This is a genomic window from Streptomyces kronopolitis (assembly GCF_050953795.1).
GTDB lineage: Bacteria > Actinomycetota > Actinomycetes > Streptomycetales > Streptomycetaceae > Streptomyces > Streptomyces kronopolitis_A.
Map to the genome: position 1 here is coordinate 77,219 of NZ_CP191850.1, position 24,049 is coordinate 101,267.

The 24,049-nt window shown below is 73.5% G+C and carries 20 protein-coding genes; 11 read left to right on the forward strand and 9 right to left on the reverse strand.

All coding sequences use genetic code 11. From position 1 onward, the window contains the following. Positions 1-14 precede the first annotated feature (14 nt). Positions 15-1,793 (forward strand): CoA transferase, encoded by a 1,779-nt coding sequence (locus tag ACQP17_RS00365; RefSeq protein WP_433859798.1) that lies wholly within the window; start codon positions 15-17, stop codon positions 1,791-1,793. Further along, a complete protein-coding gene (locus tag ACQP17_RS00370; RefSeq protein WP_433854338.1) occupies positions 1,790-3,481 on the forward strand; it encodes a class I adenylate-forming enzyme family protein in 1,692 nt (563 codons plus the stop codon). Before ACQP17_RS00365 ends, ACQP17_RS00370 begins: the two co-directional genes overlap by 4 nt. Before the next feature lie 66 nt (positions 3,482-3,547). Here ACQP17_RS00370 and ACQP17_RS00375 read toward each other — a convergent pair whose 3' ends face one another. Genes ACQP17_RS00375 through ACQP17_RS00385 form a run of 3 tightly spaced genes read right to left on the reverse strand, consistent with a single transcriptional unit; the run spans position 3,548 to position 5,828 of the window. After that, a complete protein-coding gene (locus ACQP17_RS00375) occupies positions 3,548-4,354 on the reverse strand; it encodes an ABC transporter substrate-binding protein (RefSeq protein WP_433854339.1) in 807 nt (268 codons plus the stop codon). After that, positions 4,312-5,175: a metal ABC transporter permease gene (locus ACQP17_RS00380; protein ID WP_433854340.1), complete on the reverse strand. Its 864-nt coding sequence runs from the start codon at positions 5,173-5,175 to the stop codon at positions 4,312-4,314. Before ACQP17_RS00380 ends, ACQP17_RS00375 begins: the two co-directional genes overlap by 43 nt. Continuing rightward, the gene (locus tag ACQP17_RS00385) at positions 5,172-5,828 is read right to left on the reverse strand and encodes an ATP-binding cassette domain-containing protein (RefSeq protein WP_433854341.1); all 657 of its coding nucleotides are present in this window, start codon (positions 5,826-5,828) and stop codon (positions 5,172-5,174) included. The genes ACQP17_RS00380 and ACQP17_RS00385 overlap by 4 nt, the downstream gene beginning before the upstream one ends. A gap of 545 nt (positions 5,829-6,373) precedes the next feature. Here ACQP17_RS00385 and ACQP17_RS00390 point away from each other — a divergent pair. Next, positions 6,374-7,135, forward strand: a complete 762-nt coding sequence (locus tag ACQP17_RS00390; protein ID WP_433854342.1) for a GNAT family N-acetyltransferase — start codon at positions 6,374-6,376, stop codon at positions 7,133-7,135. 206 nt (positions 7,136-7,341) lie between these two features. Beyond that, entirely contained in the window at positions 7,342-8,868 is a 1,527-nt protein-coding gene (locus ACQP17_RS00395) for a GMC family oxidoreductase (RefSeq protein WP_433854343.1), read from the forward strand. A 20-nt stretch (positions 8,869-8,888) separates the two neighbouring features. Here the strand turns inward: ACQP17_RS00395 and ACQP17_RS00400 are convergent, their stop codons facing one another. The 4 genes from ACQP17_RS00400 to ACQP17_RS00415 all read right to left on the reverse strand — a co-directional run bounded on the left by ACQP17_RS00400 (position 8,889) and on the right by ACQP17_RS00415 (position 13,142). Next, a complete protein-coding gene (locus tag ACQP17_RS00400; protein WP_433854344.1) occupies positions 8,889-9,164 on the reverse strand; it encodes a hypothetical protein in 276 nt (91 codons plus the stop codon). 67 nt (positions 9,165-9,231) lie between these two features. Then, positions 9,232-11,553, reverse strand: a complete 2,322-nt coding sequence (locus tag ACQP17_RS00405) for a beta strand repeat-containing protein (RefSeq protein WP_433854345.1) — start codon at positions 11,551-11,553, stop codon at positions 9,232-9,234. 138 nt (positions 11,554-11,691) lie between these two features. Further along, positions 11,692-12,444 carry an IPT/TIG domain-containing protein gene (locus tag ACQP17_RS00410; RefSeq protein WP_433854346.1) on the reverse strand — a complete coding sequence of 251 codons (753 nt, stop codon included), beginning with the start codon at positions 12,442-12,444 and terminating at the stop codon, positions 11,692-11,694. A 131-nt stretch (positions 12,445-12,575) separates the two neighbouring features. Continuing rightward, a complete protein-coding gene (locus tag ACQP17_RS00415; RefSeq protein WP_433854347.1) occupies positions 12,576-13,142 on the reverse strand; it encodes a hypothetical protein in 567 nt (188 codons plus the stop codon). Between the two features lie 695 nt (positions 13,143-13,837). Here ACQP17_RS00415 and ACQP17_RS00420 point away from each other — a divergent pair. From ACQP17_RS00420 to ACQP17_RS00430, 3 genes are all read left to right on the forward strand, one after another. Then, positions 13,838-15,037: an acyltransferase family protein gene (locus ACQP17_RS00420; protein ID WP_433854348.1), complete on the forward strand. Its 1,200-nt coding sequence runs from the start codon at positions 13,838-13,840 to the stop codon at positions 15,035-15,037. 129 nt (positions 15,038-15,166) lie between these two features. Further along, positions 15,167-16,225 carry a class I SAM-dependent methyltransferase gene (locus ACQP17_RS00425; protein WP_433854349.1) on the forward strand — a complete coding sequence of 353 codons (1,059 nt, stop codon included), beginning with the start codon at positions 15,167-15,169 and terminating at the stop codon, positions 16,223-16,225. Positions 16,226-16,345: 120 nt separating this feature from the next. Further along, complete coding sequence (locus ACQP17_RS00430) at positions 16,346-17,608, forward strand: glycosyltransferase (protein WP_433854350.1); 1,263 nt, start codon at positions 16,346-16,348, stop codon at positions 17,606-17,608. Positions 17,609-17,620: 12 nt separating this feature from the next. Here ACQP17_RS00430 and ACQP17_RS00435 read toward each other — a convergent pair whose 3' ends face one another. Then, positions 17,621-18,208, reverse strand: a complete 588-nt coding sequence (locus ACQP17_RS00435; RefSeq protein ID WP_433854351.1) for a GNAT family N-acetyltransferase — start codon at positions 18,206-18,208, stop codon at positions 17,621-17,623. A gap of 187 nt (positions 18,209-18,395) precedes the next feature. Further along, on the reverse strand, positions 18,396-19,607 hold the full coding sequence (locus ACQP17_RS00440; RefSeq protein WP_433854352.1) for an AI-2E family transporter: 1,212 nt from the start codon (positions 19,605-19,607) through the stop codon (positions 18,396-18,398). Between the two features lie 319 nt (positions 19,608-19,926). Here ACQP17_RS00440 and ACQP17_RS00445 point away from each other — a divergent pair, with 319 nt between their 5' ends. From ACQP17_RS00445 to ACQP17_RS00460, 4 genes are all read left to right on the forward strand, one after another. After that, on the forward strand, positions 19,927-20,280 hold the full coding sequence (locus ACQP17_RS00445) for a YciI family protein (RefSeq protein WP_433854353.1): 354 nt from the start codon (positions 19,927-19,929) through the stop codon (positions 20,278-20,280). Next, positions 20,277-21,521, forward strand: a complete 1,245-nt coding sequence (locus tag ACQP17_RS00450) for an RNA polymerase sigma factor (protein WP_433854354.1) — start codon at positions 20,277-20,279, stop codon at positions 21,519-21,521. Before ACQP17_RS00445 ends, ACQP17_RS00450 begins: the two co-directional genes overlap by 4 nt. Before the next feature lie 451 nt (positions 21,522-21,972). Then, complete coding sequence (locus ACQP17_RS00455; RefSeq protein WP_433854355.1) at positions 21,973-22,761, forward strand: alpha/beta fold hydrolase; 789 nt, start codon at positions 21,973-21,975, stop codon at positions 22,759-22,761. Next, complete coding sequence (locus tag ACQP17_RS00460) at positions 22,758-24,047, forward strand: cytochrome P450 (protein ID WP_433854356.1); 1,290 nt, start codon at positions 22,758-22,760, stop codon at positions 24,045-24,047. Before ACQP17_RS00455 ends, ACQP17_RS00460 begins: the two co-directional genes overlap by 4 nt. The last annotated feature ends 2 nt before the right edge of the window (positions 24,048-24,049 follow it).

Here is a 24,049-nt window from a genome sequence, read left to right on the forward strand (position 1 = left end):
CTGTCATCGGTGCGATGCGACCGCTGGAGGAGGTGGACCTCCACGTCTCGGGACCGGCCGCGCTGACCGCGCCGTCGCTGCGCACGCTGCGGGCGCTCGGCGCCGGCGTCGAGGCGGCACCGGACGCCGGGAACGCACCTCCGCCGTCCGGCCCCGCGCGCTTCACGGCCACCGGCCGGCTGGGCCGGGTCACCGCGCACTCCTATTGGGCCGATGTGCTGCCGGCTGCGGACGCCGCCGACGAGGCGACCGTGCAGGCCGCCACCGGGATGATGCATGTGCACGGAAGGCGCGACGGGGCTCCGCGGGGGCTCGCCGTGGACTACGCCGCCACCTGTGCGTCGGTGCTCTCGGTGCAGGGGCTGCTGGCCGGGCTGCTGGGCCGGGCCCGTGGGGTCGGCGGCGCCGTGGAGCTGTGCACCGGGGTTGACCGGGCCGCGCTGCTGACGCTGTCCCAGTACCTCGCCGCGGCGAACGCCCCGGAGGCGGAGGCCGTGCCCGCGGCTCCCGGCGGCCCGCCGTTCACCGCGTCCTGCGGCACGGTCTTCGAGCTGGAGGCACTGGAGCCGGGCCCCTGGGCACGGTTCTGGCGGGCGCTGGGCGCACCCGAGGACGCGATACGCAGCGGCTGGCGCCCCTTCCAGTTCCGTTACGCCACCGCCCGCGCGCCGCTGCCCGAAGCGCTGCAGGAGACCGCGCGGGCCGTCTCCTGGGCGCGGGTGCGGCAGGCCGCCGGCGATGCGGGCGCCGAGGTGTGTGCTCTGCATCCGCCGGCGCACCCTGCGTCGTGGGCCGGCGGGCCGTGGACCGTCACGCCGCGCGACCAGCCGGGCGGCGCGCCGGTCCGCCGCACCCCTCCCCCGGCGGCACTCCCCCTCGCCGGTCTGACGGTGCTGGAGGCCGGCCGCCGGGTCCAGGCGCCGCTCGCCGCTCATCTGCTCGGTGTGCTCGGCGCCGATGTGCTGCGTATCGAGCCGCCGGGTGGGGATCCGCTGCGCGGCATGCCGCCCTGCTGTACGGATGTCTCGGCCCGCTGGCTCGCCCTCAACCGGGGCAAACGGGCCGTGGAGATCGACATCAAGTCCCGTGCCGGGCAGGAGGAGTTGCGGGAGCTGGCCGCCGGTGCGTCGGTGTTCCTGCACAACTGGGCGCCGGGCAAGGCGGAGCAGTTCGGGCTGGACGCCGAGCGCCTCGCGGCGGTCAACCCGGGGCTGGTGTACGCCTACACCAGTGGGTGGGCGGACCGTCCGCCGCCCGGCGCCCCGATGGGCACCGACTTCATGGTGCAGGCCCGGACCGGTGTCGGGGAGGTGGCCCGCCCCGAGGGCGAGCCGCCCGCGCCCTCGCTGATGACCCTGCTCGATGTGCTCGGCGGACTGCTCGGCGCGGGGGCGGTGCTGGCCGGTCTGCTGTTGCGCGAGCGCACCAGCTGCGGAGTGCGGGTGGAGTCCTCGCTGCTGGGCGCCGCGGAGCTGCTCACCGGGCCGGCCCTGGACCGTGCCGCGGCCGGCGGAACGCTGCGCCGTCCGGCCGGTTTCCGCCGTCCGCTGCCGGCCGCCGACGGCTGGCTCGCCCCGTCCGATGACGCCGCCCGCGCCGCTGCCGCCACTCTCCCCGGGCTGCGGGACGTGTCCGCGCAGCAGGCGGTGGCCGCCCTGCGTGCGCGGGGCCTCGCGGCCACCACCGTCACCACCGATCTGGCCGCGCTGCCGTCCGACCCGCGGGTGGCCGCGGCCCTGACCCGCGACGCCCACGGCTCCCTGGCCGTCCCTTCGCCCTGGAGGTTCCTGTGACACCCCGGTTCCACGACCTCGTCCCGGCTGCGCTGCGCCGCACCTGGGCCGCCGAAGGACACTGCCCCGACCTGGATCTTTACAGCCTGTTCCGGGCCCGGCGGATCGCCCGCCCCGACGACATCGCCGTGATCGACGCCCGAGGCGGGATCAGTTACGCGGACCTCGACCGCCGGGCACGCGGTCTGGCCGCGGGACTGGCCCGCACCGGCATCGGCCCGGGCGACACGGTGGGCGTCCAACTCCCCCACAGCAGAGAGGCGGTGGCGGCCGATCTGGCCCTGGCCGCCCTGGGCGCCGTCGTCCTGCCGTTCCCCGTCGGGCGCGGCGGGCGGGAGGCGGCGTCGCTGCTCGGCCGCTCCGGTGCGCGGGCCGTGCTCGCGGCCACCACGCACCGCGGCGTCGCGCACGCATCGGAGCTGGCCGCGCTCGGCCGCCGGTCCGTTGCCGACGCCGAACTCCCGGCGCTGCAGACGGTGATCGCGGCCGGCCCAGGGCCCGTACCCGAGGGTTGTCTGTCGCTGGCGGAGCTGCTGGACACCGAGGCGGACGGCTTCCGTCCGGCGCGTCCCGACCCGGACGCGGCCGCCCGCATCCTGGTGTCCTCCGGCTCCGAGGCCGAGCCCAAGATGGTGGCGTACTCCCACAACGCGCTCGCGGGCGGCCGCGGCAACTCGCTGGCCTCGCTGCTGCGGGCGGACACTCCCCCGCGCTGCCTGTTCCTGGTGCCGCTGGCCTCGGCCTTCGGCAGCAGCGGTACGGCGGTGACCCTCGCCCGGCACGGCGGCTGCCTGGTCCTCCTCGACCACTTCACCCCGGACGCGGCGCTGGAGGCGATCCGCGTCCACCGGCCCAGCCATGTGATGGCCGTGCCCACCATGGTGCGGATGATGCTCGACCGGCCGGCGGTGGAACACGAACGGCCCGCCGCCCCCACCGCGTTGGTGCTCGGCGGTTCCGCCCTCGACGCGGCCACCCGCGAGGAGGCCCGGCGGGCCTTCGGCTGCGCCGTCGTCAACCTCTACGGTTCCGCCGACGGCGTCCACTGCCACGGCGGTCTGGCCGGTCCCGGCGGGCCGGAGACCGGTCCGGGGATCGTGGTGGGCCGGCCCGACCCCGGTGTCTGCGAGATCCGGATCGCTCCCCTCCAGGGCGGCGCGGCGGGCGAGGCGGGAGAGATCCTCGCCCGTGGCCCGATGACCCCGTTGTGCTACGTCGGCGCGCCCGAGCTGAACATGCGCTACCGCACGGCCGACGGCTGGGTCCGCACCGGGGATCTCGGGCGCTTCACCGCGGACGGCAGCCTGCGGGTGGTCGGCCGCCTCAAGGACATCGTGATCCGCGGCGGCGCGAACGTCAGCCCCGCCGAGGTCGAGGGCGCGCTCTCCGGCCACCCGGACGTGCGGGACGTGCTGTGCGTCGGCGTCCCGGATCCGTTGATGGGGGAACGTCTCGCGGCCTGCGTCGTACCCCGTCCCGGCCGGACGCCGGCGCTGGAGAGCCTGTGCGCGCACCTGGACGGGCGCGGGCTGGAGCCCCGGAAGCACCCGGAGCATCTGCTGCTGCTCACCGGCGACCTGCCGCTCACCCCGGCCGGCAAGCCCGACCGTGCGGCGCTGCGGGCCCGCGCCGCCGAGGCGTTCCCCGCCGACGGCCCCGGGCCGGCCGACACCGCCCGGGTCGGGTGAAGCAGGGAGGAACGCGAGGGGGCAGGACCGCGCCGGGCGGTCCTGCCCCCTTCACCTTTCGGCCCCTCAGCCGCGCGCGAACGCCTTCTCCATCTGCGTGGCGGCCTTGCGGTACACGCCCAGCAGGTCGAGGTCCTTGCCCGGGTAGTTGGCGATGTCCAACTGCTCGGCGCCCGAGCCGGGCAGCACGGTGCCGGTGGACATGTTCTCGTTCTCCAGCACGTACGCGGGCTTCTTGGCCGTCAGGGAGGACAGCTGGTCGGGGGTGACCGCCTCCGGTCCGTACGTGCCGACCACCCGCGCGCCGGCCAGTTCGGCCGCCCACGTGGTGAACTTCTGCGCCGCCACCACGGGCGGTTTCCCGCCGGGCCGGCTCGCCTTCACCTGCCGGCTCAGGGAGTTCCACCGTGCGGTGAAGGTGTCGTTCCAGGTGGCGGCGGCCTTCTCGGTGCCGAACTTCCTGCCCAGCTTGGTGACCTCGCCCTTCGTCGTGTCGGGCGCGTTGTCCAGGGTGAGTTCGACCAGTTTCGCGTGGGAGCCGGCGGCCTCCTTGATGCGTCCCGCGAACGGCTCGAAGGAGGCGTACAGGACGTAGTCGGCGTCGGCGACCGCCGCCAGGTCGGACGGCTTGAGGTCGTAGTCGGGCGCGTGCCGGACCGACGGCGGGACGAGGGACCTGACGTTCTTCGCCCCGGCGGCCTTGGCCAGCGCCGCCTCCCAGCTGGAGGTGGCGACGACGACGGGTCCGGACGCCCCCTTCGCGGACGACGCGTCCTTGTCGGAGCCGGTGCCGCAGCCGGTCAGGCCGGTCAGCAGGAGCAGCCCCGCACTCAGTGCGGTGAGGGGGCGGACGACGTGGCGGGCAGGCGCCATGAGCGGGTTCTCCGTTCGGGGAAGAGGTGGGCGACGAGAGCGACGGCCCCCGCGGCGAGGACGAGTACCGGGCCGGGCGGCAGGTCCCAGGCCAGTGACAGCAGGAATCCGAGGACGTTGACGACGACGCCGATGCCGACCGCCCACACCGTGATCGACACCAGTGAGCGGCCCAGGCGGCGGGCGGCGAGCGCCGGGAGCAGGGTCAGGGCGTCGACCAGGAGCGCGCCGGTCAGCCGGATGGCACCGGCCACCGCGACGGCCACCAGGACCAGCAGCAGCACGGTCAGCCGCTGCACCGCCACCCCGGAGCACTGCGCCAGTTCGCGGTCGTGCAGCAGCAGGGCCAGGTCACGGCGGCGCCAGACGAAGAGCGCGGGGACGGCCACCGCCAGTGCGCCCAGTACGGCGAGATCGGCCGGGCGCACGGCCAGGATCGAGCCCCACAGCAGCGCGAAGGCACCGTTGGCGTTGACCCCGGACAGCGCGAGCAGCAACAGCGCGGCGGCGATGGCCAGGCTCATCAGCAGCCCCATCGCCCCCGACAGCCCCTCGGCGGTCCGCGCCAGCGGTGCCACTCCCGCGCCGGCCAGCGCGCAGGCCACCAGCGCGCACAGCATCGGGTCGAGTCCCAGCAGCTGCCCCACGGCGATGCCCAGCAGCGCGACGTGCATCATGGCGAAGCGCACCGGCATGATGTCGAGGCCGACGATCACCACGCCGACGATCGGCAGGCCGAAGGCCGCGAGCAGCAGTCCGCCGCCGGCCCGCTGCACCGGGACCAGTTGCCACAGCTCGGCGATCTGCGCGAGGGCGCTCATGACACCTCCCGCAGACGTCCGGCGGCCATCTCCCAGGTGCGGTCGCAGCGCGCGGCCATCGCCCGGTCGTGGGTGACCACCAGCAGCGTCACCGGCAGCGTGGTGAGGACCTCGGCGGCCTCCTCCTGCCCCGCGAAGTCCAGCGCGGCGGTCGGCTCGTCGGCGAGCAGCACCCCGGCCCCGGCGGCGACACAGCCCACCGCGCGCGCCAGGTGCATGCGCTGCAACTGGCCGCCGGACAGGCTGCTCAGCGGCCGGTCCGCCATCATCCCGACGCCCAGCCGCCCGGCCGCCTCCGCGGCCTCGGCCGGTGCCCCGCTGCTCGCCAGCAGCTCACCGGCGAGGAGCGGGAACCGTCCGGCCGCCGGGCGCTGCGGAATCCAGGCGCAGGCCCGCCGGCGCCATGCCCACTCGGCGGCGGTGCGGCTGCCCCGCCCGCCGACCAGGATCTGTCCGTCGACCCGCCGGTGCAGCCCGAGCACGGCGCGCAACAGGGTGGTCTTCCCGGAGCCGTTGGTGCCGGTCAGCGCGACCCGTTCACCGGCCGCCACATCGAGATCGACGCCGTGCACGGCTTCCAGGCGGCCGTGCCGGCACACCACGCCGCGCAGCCGCACCTCCAGTCCGGTCTGCTCGCTCCCGTGCCGCGCCACAGCGGGCCCCGGCCTCTTCTCGCTCCATTCCACAGCCCACTAGTCGGACCGCGGGGCTGCCGGGTTCCCGCCGCCGGGGAGCCGTCCCGGGGAGCCCGGACCGGTGAGGCGGGGACGCGACGCGGGCACGTGGTCCGGGGGCTCGGTCCGGGGACGTGGTGCGGGGATGTGGTGCGGGACACCCCGTGGCCGGCGCTCCGGCCACGCTCCGCGGCGGGTCCCCGGACACCGCCGCGACGACCTTCACAGCTCCCCGCCCCGCAGCCCGCCGCGGCGCCCCGAACCCCTCCCGACCAGGTGATTCGCCCCACGCCGAGGCTCGGCGGGCCCCCTCTGCCCTGGATGGCCACACCGCGTTCACCCCTGCGTTCCGCCGGGATTTGCTCCGGGCCGGGGGCGGTGTGCAACAGTGGGCCGTCCCGATCGGCCGGGCGCGCGCGTGCGCAGCCGCTGCCGGGATCCCCACACTTCAGAACAGACGGTTCCGGCCGCGTCCTGCGCGCGTCCGGGCCAAGCCCCTCCCCTACGGCCATCCCCAGAGAGCGATGCAGGCAACGACTCTTGTTCCCCCGACCGCGGACCTGTTCACCCAGGGCCTGGAACTCAGGACCGGTGCCGCCCTGCTGCGTTTCGGCGCCGCGCGGCAGCACCCGTCCGACCGGATCAGCTGGACCGGCCACGGCGCCGTCGCCTGGCTCGACGGTGGCCGCGGACACATGTGGAGCGTCGGCGAACCGGACGCCGCCGCCGGGCTCGTGCTGCGCGCCGCGCTGGGCCGTCCCGACCAGGTACGGGAGTTCACCGGCCCGCGCGGCACCGAGGCCCTGGCCCGCCGGCTGCTGCCGGTGACCGATGTCGTCGAGTGGGTCTTCCGCTGGACGCTGGAGGAACCGCCGGTGCAGCGGGCCGAGGAGCGGGTGATCGTCCTCGACGAGTCCCACCACGACGAGCTGCTGGCCTTCCTCAACGTGCACAGCCCGGCCCACTCCACCGGTCCGGGTTCCTCCGACGTCAGCGTGTGGGCGGGCATCCGTGATCCGGCAGGACGGCTGGTGGCCTGCGGTGCCATGAGCAGTCTGCGGGACAGCGGCGCGCCGCTGATGGCGTCCGTCGCGACCGACGCCTCCCAGCGCGGCCAGGGCCTGGGCGCCGCCCTGACCTCCTGGCTGACCCGCTACGCGGTGCGCCGCTACGGGTACTGCACGCTGTGGCAGCTCGCCGACAACGCCCCCGCCGAGCGGCTCTACACCCGCCTCGGCTACCGCAACGAGGACCCCTGCGTGTCCGCGCGGCTCGCCGCGTCCTGACCGTACGGGCCGGCCTGCCACCCTCGACTCCCGCCTGCGCCATGTCCCGTGCGCACGGCGGGAGTTGACGTTCCCAGCTTGATCGACAACGGCGCGGCGACGGTACGATGCCGTGGACGAGGGCGCCGTCGCACCACGGTCACCGCCCCTACCCGGCGCAGCCGGCCGCGACCGGCCCCGCAGGTGACGAAGGGGAGGGCACAGTGGTGGCTGCGGAGGAGTTCGACTACATCGTGGTCGGGGCGGGGTCGGCGGGCTGCGTGCTGGCCGCGCGGCTGTCCGAGGACGCGGACCGCACGGTCCTGCTGCTGGAGACCGGGCCCGCGCAGACCGTGGCGGACCTCGCCACACCGCCCGCGTGGCCGGCGCTGCTCGGCAGCGAGGTCGACCACGCCTACACCACCGTGCCCCAGCACGGCACCGGCGGACTGTCCCACGCCTACCCGCGGGGCCGCACGCTGGGCGGATGCAGCGCGACCAACGCGATGGTGTTCCTGCGCGGACACCGCAACGACTTCGACCGCTGGGCCGCCGCCGGGTGCACGGGATGGGACTTCGACGCGCTCCTGCCCTACTTCCGGCGGATGGAGACGGTCACCGGAGGAGACCCCGGGTTCCGTGGCGACAGCGGCCCGATGCGCCCCGCTCCCGCGCCGCCGGAGCTGGCGAACCCGCTCTCCGAGGTCTTCGTCGACGCGGCCGTCGCGGCGGGCCACCCGGCCACCGACGACTTCAACGGCCGCCACCAGGAAGGCGCGGGCCGGCACGATCTGAGCATCGCCGACGGCAGGCGGCAGAGCACCGCGGACGCCTATCTGCACCCGGTCCGCGGCCGGCGGCCGAATCTGACCGTCTCGACCGGCTCCCGCGCACACCGGCTGCTGTTCGACGGCGCGCGGTGCACGGGAGTGGAATTCCGCCGGGGAACCGGGACGGTCACCGCGCACGCCCGTGCCGAGGTGATCGTCAGCGCCGGCTCCGTCGACACCCCGCGGCTGCTCCTGCTGTCGGGCATCGGCCCCGCCGACGAGCTGCGCCGCACCGGCGTCGAGGTCCGCCACGACCTGCCCGGCGTGGGACGCAATCTGCACGACCACCCGCTGTGCCCGCTCGTCCACGAGGCGAGCCGCCCGATTCCCGCCGGACGCACCAATCTCTCCGAGACGTCACTGCTCTGGCGCAGCGACACCGCCCTCTCCGGTCCGGACATGCAGCTGATGTTCATTCACATCCCCTACCACCCGCCGACGATGCGGGCCCCGGCGAACAGCTTCACCCTCGGACTGGCCACCGTGCCGCAGAGCCGGGGCTCGGTGCGCCTGGCCACCACCGCCCCGGACACCCCGCCGCTGATCGACCCGAACTACCTCGGCACGGAGTCGGACGTGCGGCGCATGCTGCACGGCATCGAGGTGGCGCGGGAGATCGCGGCGGCGCCGCCGTTCCGGGAGTGGCGCACGCGTGAGGTCCTGCCCGGCGACGGCGTCACGGAGGAGGCGGAGCTGCGGGCGTACCTGGCGCGTGCCACCGGCACGTACTTCCACCCCGTGGGCACCTGCGCGATGGGCACCGGCGCGGAGGCGGTGGTCGCTCCGGACCTGACCGTGCACGGGCTGACGGGCCTGCGGGTGGCGGACGCGTCGGTGATGCCCACGATCGTCTCGGTCAACACGAACCCCGCGACGATCATGATCGCGGAGAAGGCCGCCGACCTCATCCGCCAGTCGGCATAGACCGGCGCCGGCGCGTCCGTTCAGTTCTCCGAGATCTCGGACAGCCGGAAGGGCCCCGCCGCGCCGGGCCCGAACATCACGGGCAGGCTGCGCCCCATCGGCACGACGACGACCGGCTCCTCGCGGTATTCCCGGAGAAATCTCTCCAGGGGCTCCCAGATCAGGCTGCGGTATCCGGACTCGGACTTCTGGCGTTCGAAGGAGAGGGTCAGCGCGGACTCCATGACGGAGACGCTCACGGCATCCACTTCCAGCCACTCTCCGCCGATCCAGGCTTCGAGTCTCACGTGCGACATGACGCAAGGGTGCCTTGTCCGACAGGCCGCTGGCAATCAGGGCCGGCCGGACCCGCCCGCCCGTACCTCAGATACCGGGCGACGACAGCCGGGTGTAGGTCTGCGGGGCACTGGTGCCGCCGGGGCCGACCACGGTGACATCCACCGGTCCGGCGGCTCCCGCGGGGACATCGGCCACGAGGTGGGTGTCGGAGACGAGAGTGAAGCCCACCGGCTGGCTGCCGAGGAACACCTTGGTGGCCTGGGAGAAGTTGCTGCCGGTGAGGGTGACCGTGCTGCCGCCGGAGGTGGACCCCTGCGTCGGTGCCAACGAAATGATGACCGGAGGTGTGAGGTAGGTGTAGGTCACCGGATTGCTGGTGCCGCCGACGGTGGTGACGGTCACCTGAACGGGCCCGGCGACTCCCGCGGGGGCCACGGCGGTGACCTCGGAATCCGAGACCACCGTGAACGACGTGGCGGCGGTGCTCCCGAAGCGGACCGCCGTGGCCTCGACGAGGGAGCTGCCGACGAGGGTGACGGTGTTGCCGCCGGCCAGCGGCCCCGAGAGCGGCTGCACCGCCGTGAGAACGGGCGCGTTGACGAAGAAGTAGGAGTTCGGAAGCGTGCTGGACCCTCCCGGCGCGGTCACGGTGATGCCCACCACCCCCGCCACCGAGGGCGGAGCCACGGCCGTGATCTGAGTCGGGGAGACAACGGTGAAGGACGCCGCCGGGGTGGTACCGAACGCGACCGCGGTGGTTCCGGTGAGATTGATGCCGGTGAGCGTGACGGTGTTCCCGCCCGAAGTGGGCCCCTGGTTGGGGCTCACGGCGGTCAGACCGGGCGCCAGCACGTAGGTGTAGGAGATCCCGTTGCTGGTGCCGCCGGGCGTCGTCACCGTCACCTGCACCGTGCCGGTCCCCGCCGGAGCAACCGCGGTGATGAGCGTGGCCGAAACCACGGTGAACGAACTCGCCGCGGTACTGCCGAAACGCACCGCACTCGCATTCGTCAGCCCGGACCCCGTCAGCGTGACGACCGTCCCACCCGCCGACGAACCCGACGTCGGACTCACCGACGACAACACCGGAGCAACCACCGACGTGTACGTGAAGGGCACCCCGTTGCTGGTACCGCCGGGAGTCGTCACCGTCACCTGCACCGTGCCGGTCCCCGCCGGAGCAACCGCGGTGATGAGCGTGGCCGAAACGACAGTGAACGAACTCGCCGCCGTACTGCCGAAACGCACCGCACTCGCATTGCTCAGCCCCGAACCCGTCAGCGTCACCGCAGTCCCACCCGCCGCAGACCCTGAGTTCGGACTCACCGACGACAACACGGGAGCGGACACCGACGTGTACGCGAAGGCCACCCCGTTGCTGGTACCGCCAGCGGTCGTCACCGTCACCTGCACCGTACCGGTCCCCGCCGGAGCAACCGCAGTGATGACGGTGTCCGAGACCACGGTGAACGAACTCGCCGCCGTACTGCCGAAACGCACCGCACTCGCATTGCTCAGCCCCGAACCCGTCAGCGTCACCGCAGTCCCACCCGCCGCAGACCCTGAGTTCGGACTCACCGACGACAACACGGGAGCGGACACCGAGATGTAGGTGAACGGCACGCCGTTGCTGGTGCCGCCGGGGGTCGTCACCGTGACCTGGGCGGTGCCGGAGCCTGCCGGTGCGGTGGCGGTGATCTGGGTCGAGGACACCACGGTGAACGTCGCCGACACCGAGCCGAAGCGCACCGCCGTCGCGCCCGTCAGGCCCGTCCCGGACAGGGTCACCACCGTTCCGCCCGCCGCGGGGCCGGTGTTGGGGCTCACCGACGACAGCACGGGAGTCGGCACCGCGGTGTAGGTGTAGGGCAGGGCGTTGCTGGTACCCCCAGGAGTCACCACCGTCACCTGCGCGGTGCCGGAACCCGCCGGCGCCGTCGCGGCGATCTGCGTCGACGACACCACCGTGAACAAGGCCGACACCGAGCCGAACCGCACCGCCGTGGCACCCGTGAAGCCCGTCCCCGACAGCGTCACCACCGTCCCGCCGGCCGCCGGACCCGTGTTCGGGCTCAGTGCGCTGAGCACGGGCGCGGGGGTGGCGGTGTAGCCGAAGGTGACGAACTGGTTGCTGGTGCCGGCCGGGGTGGTGACGGTGACCTGCACGGTGCCGGTGCCCGGCGGGGAGACGACGGTGATCTGGGTGTCGGAGACGACGGTGACCGCGGTGCCCTGCGTGGCGCCGAAGCGCACGGCGGTGGCGCCGGTGAATCCGGTGCCGTTCACCGTCACGACGGTTCCGCCCCCGGTGGCACCCGAGGTGGGTGACACCGAGAGGACCGCGGGCGGGGCAGCGGCCAGCGACCGCGGGGCGGAGTCGGACGGCAGGTTCTCTGAGGGTTTCACAGCCATGGTCCTTCGAGGGCGGGCGCCCAGCCGGGCACTGGGATGAGCGCGCCGGACGAGGCGCGTCAAGGAAGATGTGCTGTGCCCGGGCAGAGCACAAGACGCCCTGCCCGGGCGGTCAGCGGACCGGACGGGAGATCAGATCCCCGGCCCGTCCACATAAGTGAACGCGTCGGTGTCGGTCGCGGTACCACCAGTGGTGGTCACCGCGACATCGACGGGCCCGGACGTGCCACCCGGCGCGGGCGGGCTGACCACCGAAAGATTGGTGTCACTGATCACCGAGAAAGGCGCGGCCGCGCCGTCGAAGGTGACGGACTGGGTCGTGTTGAGGTTGGTGCCGGTGAGGGTCACCACCGTGCCGCCGCTGACCCCACCCGAATCGGGGTTGAGGGTGCCGATGGTGGGCCCGTCGACATAGGTGTAGCTCAGTCCGTTGTTCGTCCCGCCGGCGGTGGTGACGCTGACACTCACCGGCCCGGGGCCCACGCCGGCCGGTACGTCGACGGTCAACTGCCCGTCATTGACCACGATCGGGGTCGCGGTGGCGCTCCCGAAGTGCACCGCGGTGGCCGTGGTTAGCCCGGTGCCGTTGATGGTGACGGTGTTGCCGCCTGCGGTAACGCCCGTGATGGGGCTGAGGTTCGACTTGAACGGCGGGCCGATGTAGTAGAACGAAAGCGGGTTGCTGGTGCCGGCAGCGGTGGTCACCGTAACCGGAACCGTGCCGGTGCCGGACGGGGAGGTCACGGAGACCGAGGTGGGGGTGTTGGCCGTGATGGTGCCTGTCTTGGAACCGAAGTGCACGGATGTCGCGTTGGCGAGGTTCGTGCCGGTAATGGTGACCGCGGTCCCGCCCGCGGTCGATCCCTGACTCGGGTTGATGGCCATGGCATTGCCTCCTTGATGGGTGTGTGGAGCGATGTGTGAAGGGAGTGACGAACCGCGGCCGGGAGGCCGCGGGTGCGGCAGGCTGTGTGTGGATCGCCTGACGGGCACGGGCCGATGGTTCGGCCGGTCCCTCAGACGCAGCCGCCGACGCTTCCGGTCGGAGCGCAGTTGTCCGGGGTGTTGTCCCGCACGTAGGTGAGGTAGTCGGTCAACAGCACGCTGCCGGAGTTGAGGTAGATCCCGCCGCCGGTGGTCGGGACCGAGTTGTGGTGCACGTGGGTGTTGGACAGGACCATGACGCCGTTGTCGTTGTAGAGGCCGCCCCCGGCGACGGCGGTGTTGCCGGTGACGTCACTGAGGCTCAGGGAGACCGTGCCGCCCAGGTTGGAGATGCCGCCTCCCGGATAGGGGGACACGGCACTGCCGCCGCGGACGGTGATCCCCTGCGCGGTCAACTGCCCTCTCGTTCCGGGCACGTTGGCGGATCCCTCGACCTGAAGGACACGGAACTGCGGAGCGCCCGGGTCACGCTCGATGACGTTGCCGATGCCGTTCATCGTGATGGGGGTGGTGATGGCCGGCAGCCCCACCGGCCCCCTGGCGCTCGGGTAGTGAGCGCTGGTGATCCGGTAGGTGCAGAAGGGGAACAGCGCCAAGGTGTCCCCGCCTTTGGCGTTCGCCGCCGTGATCGCGTTCACCAGAGCGGACTCGCTGCACAGCACGGAGGTCGGGGCCTGCGCGTGGGCCGGGGCCGGCGCCAGGGCCGGTCCCGCGGCAAGAACACAGACACCGAGAAGGGATCGCAGAGTACGGACAATTGGCATGTACGCCCCCGGAATGAGATGGCGTGAACCGCCGGGCACCCCGATGCCGCGAACCGCACGGGTCGAGGAGGCACCTCCCCACGCGAAGCGTGCATGTGACGGTGTCAGGGCCGCACCGTTGCCCGCACTCAAGTAGTCATCGAGGGCAGGCAAGTTGCCGCTCCCCGGAGAGGAACGGGCGGCCCACCGGATTGGATGAGGCCAGTAATCCATCGGCGTTCACGCACCAGCAAGAGTCCTGACGGCACGTCACCCGATCGGCAGAGCGCGCATCGGCCGCCTTCCCGCACACAGCGGCGCTCCCGGCTCCCCCGTGACATCCCGTGCGCGGCACCACCGACTGTCGGCCCCTGAGCAGCTGGGCCGTACGGGTGAAATCGGCTCGACCCCCTGTTGCCCGGGTGTCCGGCAATGGGTCAATCGTGCCAGCCGCGCGACGGGCCGCCCATTCCTTTGCCCGGGCAAGGATCAGTCATGCCGTCCGATCCCCGACGGGCCCCGCCCCCTGCGCCCCGCTTCCCTGTACGTGGTGGTCGCGGGCTCGGGCGTGCTCTCGCAGGAGGCCTCCCATGCGCCATCTCTCCAGGCTGTCTTCGCGGTCCGCCACCCGGGCCGGCGGCGTCCCGGCCGCCCGTACGGAAGCGGGTTCGCCGGCGGGGGGCGGCAGGAGACCCGGCGGGCAGCTGCCCTCGCTGACCGGCCTGCGTTTCACCGCCGCGGCCGGGGTCGTCTTCACGCACTGCGCCCTGCTGACCAGCCCCCGACTCGCCAGGACGCTGGGGCCCGAGGTCTGGGTGGGTGCGAGCGCGGTCTCGCTGTTCTTCATCCTCAGCGGATACGTCCTGACCCATTCGGCCCGCCCGACGGACACCGCACGGTCCTTCTGGCGCCGGCGGGCCGCCAAGATCCTGCCCAATCACGTACTGACCTGGTGTGTGGTCGTGGGCGCCCTGGCGCTCGCCGGGACCGCCGCCACCACCGGCGGTCCGGGGCTGGTGGCCCACTTCGCCGGCCTCTTCCTGGTGAACACCTGGGTGCCCAGCCAGCGTTTCCTCTCCGCGGGCAATCCCGTCTCCTGGTCGCTGGCCGCCCAGGCGTTCTTCTACCTGCTCTTCCCGCTGCTGCTGCCGTGGATCAGGCGGCTGTCGCGGCGAGGTCTGCTGATCGGTGCTGTGTCGGCCATCGCCCTCGTCTGGGCCTGGCCGGTGTTCTGCGCCCTGGTCCTCAACCCCGAGGGGCGGTTCTTCCCCGGCTACTGGTTCCTCTACATGCTCCCGGTCACGCGACTGCCGGAGTTCGTGCTCGGGATGATCGTGGCCCGGATCGCCGCCGAGGGCATCCGGCTTCCGCGCGTCGGTGTGCTGCCGGCCGCGCTGGGCGTCATCAGCGCCATCATCGTGAACAGTTCGTTCCTGCCGCACGAGTTCATGTACGCGGCCTCGACCGTGGCGCCGCTGGCCGTGCTGGTCCATGCCACCGCCGAGCTGGATCTGCGCGGCGGAACCTCACTGCTGCGCACCGCGCCCCTGGTGTTCCTCGGGGAGATCTCCTACGCCATGTACCTGGTCCACCTCATGGTGCTGGGGCTGATGTACGTGGGGCTGACACATGTGGGCTGGAGCGCTCTCGCGGCGATCCTGACCGCCCTTCCGGTGATCTTCCTGCTCTCCTGGCTGGTGTACGCGGGGGTGGAACGCCCGTGCATGCGCCGCTTCGCCACTCCCCGCACCCACCGCCGTGACCGTCACCGGCCGGTGGCGGCCCCGTAACGAATGCCGGTCCCGTCGTCCGGCCGGCCGGAGGGGGACCGCCGTCAACCACCGCCCTCGCGTGTCGCCCGCGCCTCCACCGCCCGCGGCACGCTTCCCCCGCAGGACGACAGTTGAAAGAGGCTCCCGATGAAGTCGCGAAGCGAGCAAGTCGCCGCCCACCGGCCGCATTACCAGGACGAGCTGGCGCACGGGCTGGCACGGTTCTTCGAGCCACCGCGCCGTACCTGCCCCTGGTGCGCCTCCCCCCGTCTGCGCGAGCGCCTGCGCACCACCAATCACCCCCAGCGCAAGCCGGGCAGCTTCGTGCTCGACACCTGCCACAACTGCGGCCACGTCTTCCAGAACCCCCGACTGAGCGCGGAGGGCCTGGACTTCTACTACCGCGACTGTTACGACGGCCTCGGGGAGGCCACGATGGCGCGGATGGCGTCCTCCCCCCTGGCCGTCAAGCTCTACCGGACCCGCGCCCGCGCGATGCTCCCCTACGGCCGCCCCGGACGCTGGCTGGACGTCGGCACCGGCCACGGTCACTTCTGCGCCGAGGCCCGGCGCCTGCACCCGGGCACCGAGTTCCACGGCCTGGACTGGGGCGAGGGCGTCGAGCTGGCCGCCCGCAACGGCCGTATCGCGCGGGCCTTCCGGGGTTCGTTCCCGGGGCTGGCCGGTCAGCTCGCCGGCCAGTACGACGTGGTGAGCATGTACCACTACCTGGAGCACACCCTGGCGCCACGGCACGAACTGACCGCCGCCCGGACGGTGCTGCGGACCGGCGGTCACCTCCTGGTCGAGGTGCCCGACCCGCAGTCCGCCGCCGCCCGGCTGCTGGGCCGCTGGTGGGGTCCCTGGCTGCAGCCCCAGCACCTGCACCTCCTGCCGCTGGACAACCTCCGTGGCGAACTGACCGCGCAGGGCTTCACCGTCGTGGCCGTCGACCGCAAGGAACCGCACATCCCCACCGATCTGACCTCCGCGGCGGTCAACGTGCTCAACTCCGTGCTGCCGGGCGAGGATCTGCCGTGGCTGCCGAGGAAGCCCGGCCCGCTCGGCCGGGGTATCCGCGCGCTGGCCCTGCTGGCCGCCACGCCCGCACTGCTCGTCCTGCTCGGGGTGGACCTGCTGCTGGCGCCGCTGACCCGGCGCACCCGGCTGTCCAACGCCTACCGGGTGATCGCCCGGCGGGACTGACCACACATGACCGGAGTGCGGGGAAGGTGCGGAGTGCGCGGGAAGCGCACATCAGTCCGCCCGGGTGACGCGGTGCGCACTCGCCCTCCCCGCCTCTCACGAGACGGGACACTTCCGACCATGCACATCCTGATCGCCACCGCAGGCTCACACGGGGACGTCGCTCCCTACACCGGCCTCGGGAGCAGACTCCAGGAAGCCGGCCACACGGTGGTGATGGCCACGCACTCCCGCTCGGCCGTCCATGTCCGCCGCAGTGGGCTGGGATTCCATCCCCTGCCGCTCGACCGGTACGCCACCGTGGGCGGCGGACCCGGGACGAGCGACGGACAGGGCGGCAGCGGTCACGGGGCGATGCCCTCCAAGACCGAACAGCTCAAGCTGGCCAGGGAGTTGGCGCCCAAGATGGCCGACGCGCTGGTCGAGGCCTGTACCTCCGGCGCCGATGTCGTGCTGTTCTCCAGCAGCCTGGCGCCGTTGGGAGTGGTGGCGGCGGAGGGGCTGCGCCTGCCCAGCGCCGGGGTCTTCCTGCAACCCCTGGCCCCCACCCGGGAGTTCCCGCCGGTCATCTTCGACCTGCCGTCGCTGGGAGCGTTCGGCAACCGGGCCGCGGGACGTTGCGCCCTGTCCCTGCTGGACCGGGCGTTCGCTCCCGGCATCAAGCACCTCCAGCGGCAGTTGAGTGTGACGCCCGGCGCGCTGGCCCGGCGCAAGGCGACCTGGCCGGTGCACCACGGGTTCAGCCCGGTGGTCGTCCCCCGGCCCCTGGACTGGCGGCCGGGGATGGAGGTGGCGGGCTACTGGTGGCCGTGGGAGGCCCCGGACTGGACCCCGGACCCCCCGCTGGCGGACTTCCTCGACGCCGGTCCGCCGCCGGTCTATGTGGGCTTCGGCAGCATGGCCCTCGGCGACCCGGAGCGCTACGGACGCCTGGTGGGCCGGGCCCTGCGGCTCGCCGGGGTGCGCGGCGTGGTGCAGACGGCGTGGGCGGGGCTGTCGGTCGACGGCGATGACGTATTGACCGTGGGCGAGATCCCGCACGCGCGGCTGTTCCCGCGGATGGCGGCCGTCGTCCACCACGCGGGCGCGGGCACCACGGCGGCCGGCATGCGCGCGGGGGTACCGGCGGTCCCGGTGCCGTTGATGCTGGACCAGTCGTTCTGGGCGTCGCGCCTGACCGCGCTCGGGGTCAGCCCCGGACGGATCCCGTTCCGGCAGCTGTCCGCGGAGCGGCTCGCCGCGGCTCTCCGCAAGGCCGTGGAGGAGCCCCGCTACCGCCATCGCGCCCGGCAGCTCGCGGCGCTGCTCGACGCCGAGGACGGCGCCGGCCGGGTCCTGAACGCGGTGGAACGGCTGGCGGAGCGGGGCGGCGGCGCACGCTGAGGCGCCGCCCGGCTACCCCTGCGCCGCGGCCGGCCCGGGCCGGCCGGCGCCCCGCAGCTCCCGCCACTGCGGCGCCAGCACCGACCAGACCTCCATGTCGTGGCGCACGCCCCGGTAGAGATGGCTCTCGCGCAGCACACCGTCGCGGACCATGCCGAGCCGCTTGGCGACGTTGATGCTGGCGGTGTTGGCGGAGGCCGCGACCCACTCCACGCGGTGGATGCCGCGCTCGTCCACCGCCCAGTCGATCAGCAGCCGCATCGCGCGGGTGACCAGGCCGCGTCCGGCGGCCCCCTCCTCCAGCCAGCAGCCGGCCTCGCAGGTGCCCGACGCGGCGTCGAAGGTCCGGAACAGCACGCCCCCGACGAGCTCCCGGTCCTGCCAGATGCCGTACAGGCGGCCACTGTCGGTTGCCGCCTTGTCGGCGTACGACCGCAGGTACGCCGTGGCGGACGGGAGGTCGGTGGCGACGTCGGGCATCGCGATGTACCGGCCGATGTAGGCACGGCTCCGGTCGATGTGCGCGAGGAATTCCCCGGCGTGCCGGGGCTCCAGCGGCCGCAGCTCGGCACCGTCGTCACCCAGCGGTATCGCAAACACCTGAAGTCTCCCGCGTTACGCCCGTAGGCCGTTGTCCCTGGATTCCGTGCGGCACGGATCGTTCCTGCTCACCGCCGTGCGCACCGGCCGGAATCGTCCCACAGGCCCGGACGGGTACGTTCCGCGGCCTCCTGGCCCCTGTCGCCGGGGGCAGCGGTGGGTATCCGACCCGGACGGCCGGGCGCGGTCAGCCGCCCTCGGGCAGGGCGGGCGGTGGTACGCGCAGCACGCCGTAGACCGACCAGACCACCGAGACCAGCGGGACGGCGACCACCGCCCCGGCCACCCCCGCCGCGACGCTGCCGCAGATGACGGAGAGCGCGACCACCATCGGATGCAGCCGCACGGCCCGGCTCATGACCAGCGGGTGCAGCACATGGCCTTCGAGCTGCCCGATGACCACGATCAGCAGCACCACGACGATGGCCACCAGCGGGCCCCGGGTGGCCAGCGCCACCACGGCGGCGACGGCCAGCGCGACGGGCGAGCCCACCAGCGGGACGAAGGCGGCGAAGAACTCCAGGACGGCCAGCGGCACGGCGAGCGGGACCCGCAGCGCGAACAGGGCCACGCCCACCAGCACCGCGTTGGTCGCGGCCACCACCACGATCCCGCGGGTGTAGCCGGTGAAGGTGACCCACGCGGCGCGCCCCGCCAGCCGTACGGGGCGGCGGGTGCGGATCGGCAGCTGGCCGCCGAACCACGTCCACATCCGGTCGCCCGAGTACAGGAAGAAGACCGAGCAGAAGACCGCCAGCACCCCGACCGTCAGCACCGCCACCAGCCGGCCGACCCCGCTGAGCGCCGTGTTGATCAAGGTGGCCCGGTGGCTCGTCACGAACCGCGACACCTGCGCCTGGACGTCCGCGAGCGTCCCCGGCCGCAGATGGAAGGGCGGGCCTTCGAGCCACCGTCCGATCCGGTCCACTCCGCCGTCGAACTCCCGGCGCAGCCCCTCCCACTCACCGGCGACGTTCGCCCCGATCAGGCTCAGGACGGCGAACAGGAGCAGGACGGCCAGCAGCAGGCCGACGACGACGGCCGCCCAGCGCGGCATCCAGCGGTGCAGCAGGGTGACCAGCGGCTCCAGCAGAGCCGTGACCACCAGGGCCAGGAACACCGCCAGGGTCACGAGATGGAACCGTCCCAGCGCGGCGAAGATCAGGTAGACCGCGACGCCGACGACGATCAGGCGCCAGCCGTAGGCGGCCGCCAGGCGCAGCGTCGGGGAGATCCCCACCGCTTCCCGCGAGCCGGCACCCGAGACCCCGGCGGGCGCTCGCCGGCCGCCCGCCGCCCGCAAACCGCGGGCCGTACGGGGCGCGCCGGTCCCGCGCCGCCCCGCCCTGGTGCGGCGGGCGGAGGAGCGTGCGGGCTCGCTGCCGGATGGGTGCTGCACCTGGTCGCCACCACCTCCCACCCCGCTGCCGGGGACCGGACGGGGGACGACTGCCCGCGGGAGGCAGGCGTCCGCACTCCGCGCGTACACCAGACGGGTATCACCTCGCGGCGGCTTTCGAACGTGTGCGGGCGCGCATTCCCCCGAAGGCAGGCGGCAGGGGCGGCCGCCGGGCGGGGCGGAGGCGCGAGGCGGCGCGGGGACGGCGGAATTTTCTTCCGGCCGGTCGCGTCCTGCTGTCGATCCGGGGCGCAGCCGTTCGTATAGAGGGTGAGAGGCCGGCAAGGCGCCGGCACCGAGAACGGCCGAGGAGCACACCATGACGCAGTACCTGCTCAGCATCTACCAGCCCGACGGGCCCGCGCCGTCCCCGGAATTCCTGGAGCCGATCATGCGGGACGTGGTGGCCGTGAACGACGAGCTGCGGGCGGCCGGCGCCTGGGTCTTCGCCGGGGGCCTGCACCCGCCGAGCACGGCGACGGTCGTGCGGCAGAAGGAGGACGAGGTGCTGATGACGGACGGTCCGTTCGTCGAGGGCAAGGAGCACATCGGCGGATTCACCGTCATCGAGGCGCCCGACCTCGACGCCGCGCTCGAATGGGGGCGCAAGCTCGCCCGCGCCACCACCCTCCCCATCGAGGTCAGGCCGTTGCAGTACGGGTCCTGCGGGTGACATCCGGCGGGCCGGCGGTGACCGCGGCGGACGTGGGGCGGGTGTTCCGCGCGGAGTACGGCCGTGCGGTCGCCGTCCTGGTCCGCGCCTTCGGCGACATCGACCTCGCCGAGGAGGCGGTCCAGGACGCCTTCGCCACGGCGCTCGAACGATGGCCGTCCGCCGGGCTGCCGCCGAGCCCGGCGGGCTGGCTCCTCACCACGGCCCGCAACCGGGCCATCGACCGGCTACGCCGGGAGCGGTCCCGCGAGGACCGGCAGGCGCAGGCCGCCGTGCTGCACGCCGGCGGGGAGCCGGCCGAGGAGGGACCCGTGCGTGACGACCGGCTCCGTCTGATCTTCACCTGCTGCCATCCGTCGCTCGCTCCCGCCGCGCGGGTCGCCCTGACGCTGCGGCTCCTGGGCGGGCTGACCACGGCGGAGATCGCCCGTGCCTTCCTGGTGGCCGAGCCCACCATGGCGCAGCGGCTGGTCCGGGCCAAGGGCAAGATCCGCGACGCGGGGATTCCCTACCGGATTCCGAACGAGACCGATCTGCCGGACCGTCTGCGGGCCGTTCTGGCCGTGGTGTACCTCATCTTCAACGAGGGGTACGCGGCCAGCTCGGGTGCGGCGCTGGTGCGCGCGGATCTCTGCCGGGAGGCGATCCGCCTCGGACGGCTCCTGGCCGACCTGATGCCCGACGAGCCCGAGGCGCTGGGCCTGCTCGCGCTGATGCTGCTGACCGAGTCACGGCGGGCCGCCCGCACCGGGCCGCAGGGTGAGCTGGTGCTGCTGGCCGACCAGGACCGCGACCGCTGGGACCGGGCTCTCGTCGACGAAGGGCAGGAACTGGTCCGGCGGTGCCTGCGGCGCAACCGCCCCGGGCCCTATCAGCTCCAGGCGGCCATCAACGCCGTGCACAGTGACGCGCCGACCGCGGCGGCCACCGACTGGGGCCAGATCCTCCGGCTCTACGACCAGCTGCTGGCGCTGTCCCCCGGCCCGGTCGTCGCCCTGCACCGCGCGGTCGCGGTCGCGGAGGTCGAGGGGCCGGCGGCGGCGCTCGACCGTGTCGAAGGCCTGGGACTCGACCGCTATCACCTCTTCCACGCCGTCCGCGCCGATCTGCTGCGGCGGCTGGGCCGTACCGCCGAGGCGGCCGAGGCCTACGGGCGGGCGCTCGACCACACCGACAACGAGGCCGAGCGCCGGTTCCTGCGGCAGCGTCGGGACGATCTCCCTCCGGCGCGCGGGGATTGACCCGTCTCGCGTGAAGCCCTCCGCTCAGCTCAGTGCGCGTCCGCGGGTCTCCGGCAGTGCCGGCACACGCAGCGGCGAGAGCACCGCCATGGCGCTGACGTACCAGCCGACCGACGCGGAGCCGAACGCCGGCCGGAGCCGGGTGGCGAGCAGCGGAGCGAGGGCGCCGCCGGCGCTGAGGTCTGTGCCGATGATTCTGCTGGTGCCTGTGCTGATGTCGCGTCACTCGTCATCGGCGCACCGTCACGTCGGGTGCCGGGGCCGGTCGAGAGCGGGCGGGACCCGTCCCGGCTGCTGAGATCGCGTCAGGTGCGGCCGGTGCGCGGGCACCCCGGCGCCCGGGGGCGCAGGAACGGGCCGTGGCGCTCTTGCAGGACGGGCAGCTGATGGCCACTGTGGACGGGCACGGCCCTCGGTCGTCGGCGCGTTCCGCAACACCTCTGGAGTGAGCGTGACTTCTTTCGTTCTGCCGCATGCCCTGCACGGCACGGGGGCGCACAAGGTCATCGCCGTGCACGGCTGGTTCAGCGACCGGTCGGCCTTCGACCCGGTCCTGCCGGATCTCGACCGGGAGGCGTTCCAGTACGCCGTGGTCGATCTGCGGGGCTACGGCGAGGCGAAGGGCGCGGACGGCGCGTACACCACCGGCGAGGGGGCGGGCGATGTGCTGGCGCTGGCCGACCGGCTGGGCTGGGAGCGGTTCTCGGTGATCGGGCACTCCATGGGTGCCAGCGTCGCCCAACGGGTGCTGGCCGCGGCCCCGCACCGGATGCGGCGGCTGGTCGGCATCTCCCCCGTCCCGGCCTCCGGGCTGCCCCTGCCGCCGGAGCAGTGGGACCTGTTCTCCTCCGCCGTCCACGTTCCGCGCAACCGCAGGGCCATCATCGACCTCACCTCCGGCGGGCGCCGTCCGGATGCCTGGCTGGACCGGATGGTGCGGCACTCGGTGGCGTGCAGCGCTCCCGCGGCGTTCCGGGCCTGGCTGGATTCGTGGTCCGGGGAGGGGTTCGCCGCCGAGGTCGAGGGTTCGGCGGTGCCGGCGCTGGCGGTGACCGGGTCCCTGGATCCGGCGCTGACCGCCGAACTGACGCGCCGGACCTGGATGCGGTGGTACGCCCACAGTGAGCTGATCGAGCTGGCCTCGGCCGGGCACTATGCGATGGACGAGACGCCGCTGGAGCTGATCCGGGCCGTGGAGGACTTCCTGCGGGCCGACGGCGACGGCCCGCGGGCGCGATGACGGCGCCCGCGGCGGGGGCCGCGGTACCGCAGGTGCCGGACGTCTTCGACCCGCGCGGCTATGCGGACGGTCTGCCGCACGCGGCGTACCGGCTGCTGCGCGACCGGCACCCGGTGGCCTGGCAGGAGGAGCACGAAGTGCTCGGGTGGCCCGCCGGGCCCGGCTTCTGGGCGGTGACCCGCCACGAGGACGTCGTTCGGGTCCTGAAGGACGCCCGCACCTTCTCGTCCGGTCTGGGCGCCACCCAGATCCGGGACCCGGACCCGGCGGATCTGCCGTTCATCCGGCGCATGATGCTCAATCAGGATCCCCCGGACCACGGTCGGCTGCGGCGTGCGGTGAGCCGGGCGTTCACCCGGGGCCGGGTCGAGCGGTTCGCGGCGGTGGTGCGCGAGCGGGCCCGTGCGCTGCTGGCCGCGGCGGTCGACACGGCGCGCGCCGGGGACGGGGTGTGCGACCTCGTCGGTGCCGTCACCGATGACTACGCGCTGCTCAACCTCGCCGATCTGCTGGGGGTGCCGGCCGACGAGCGGGGGCTGCTGCTGGACTGGACCCGGCGCGTCATCGGCTACCAGGACCCGGACGAGGCGGCCCCTGCCCAGGCCGGTCCGGACGGGCGGCCCGCCGACCCCCGCTCCCCCGCGATGCTGGGGGACATGTTCGCCTTCGCGCGGGAACTGGCCGCCCACAAGCGGCGGCATCCGGCCGACGACGTGATGACCACGCTGGCCACGGACGGGGAACTGGCCGTGCCCGAGCTGGAGATGTTCTTCTTCCTGCTGACCGTCGCGGGCAATGACACCGTCCGCAGCGCGGCTCCCGGCGGGCTGCTGGCCCTGGCCGGGCACCCGGAGGCGTACCGCGGGCTGCGCACCGGGGCCCTGGGGATGCCGGCGGCGGTGGAGGAGCTGCTGCGGTGGCATCCGCCGGTGCTCAGCTTCCGCCGGACCGCGGCGTACGACACCGAGGTGGCGGGGCGCGCCGTGCGCGCCGGGGACAAGGTGGTGGTCTTTCACGGTGCGGCGAACTTCGACGAGCGGGTCTTCACCGCCCCGCACCGGCTGGACCTGAGCCGCTCCCCCAATCCGCATGTCTCCTTCGGCGACGGCCCGCACGTCTGCCTGGGCGCGCACCTCGCCCGCCTGCAGCTGCGGGTCCTGTACGAGGAGACCTGCCGTCTGGTGCCCGCGCTGGCGGTGGCGGGGCCGCCGCGGCGGCTGGTGTCGAACTTCATCCACGGGCTGAAGTCGCTGCCGTTGCGGATCGTGGACGTGGCACCGGCGTAGGG

Bases quoted from the DNA above. Each gene is read 5' to 3' on its own strand.
- ACQP17_RS00365 (WP_433859798.1), top strand. From the start codon at position 15: ATGCGACCGCTGGAGGAGGTGGACCTCCACGTCTCGGGACCGGCCGCG.
- ACQP17_RS00375 (WP_433854339.1), bottom strand. From the start codon at position 4,354: ATGGCGCCTGCCCGCCACGTCGTCCGCCCCCTCACCGCACTGAGTGCG.
- ACQP17_RS00380 (WP_433854340.1), bottom strand. From the start codon at position 5,175: ATGAGCGCCCTCGCGCAGATCGCCGAGCTGTGGCAACTGGTCCCGGTG.
- ACQP17_RS00390 (WP_433854342.1), top strand. From the start codon at position 6,374: ATGCAGGCAACGACTCTTGTTCCCCCGACCGCGGACCTGTTCACCCAG.
- ACQP17_RS00400 (WP_433854344.1), bottom strand. From the start codon at position 9,164: ATGTCGCACGTGAGACTCGAAGCCTGGATCGGCGGAGAGTGGCTGGAA.
- ACQP17_RS00410 (WP_433854346.1), bottom strand. From the start codon at position 12,444: ATGGCCATCAACCCGAGTCAGGGATCGACCGCGGGCGGGACCGCGGTC.
- ACQP17_RS00420 (WP_433854348.1), top strand. From the start codon at position 13,838: ATGCGCCATCTCTCCAGGCTGTCTTCGCGGTCCGCCACCCGGGCCGGC.
- ACQP17_RS00425 (WP_433854349.1), top strand. From the start codon at position 15,167: ATGAAGTCGCGAAGCGAGCAAGTCGCCGCCCACCGGCCGCATTACCAG.
- ACQP17_RS00430 (WP_433854350.1), top strand. From the start codon at position 16,346: ATGCACATCCTGATCGCCACCGCAGGCTCACACGGGGACGTCGCTCCC.
- ACQP17_RS00445 (WP_433854353.1), top strand. From the start codon at position 19,927: ATGACGCAGTACCTGCTCAGCATCTACCAGCCCGACGGGCCCGCGCCG.
- ACQP17_RS00460 (WP_433854356.1), top strand. From the start codon at position 22,758: ATGACGGCGCCCGCGGCGGGGGCCGCGGTACCGCAGGTGCCGGACGTC.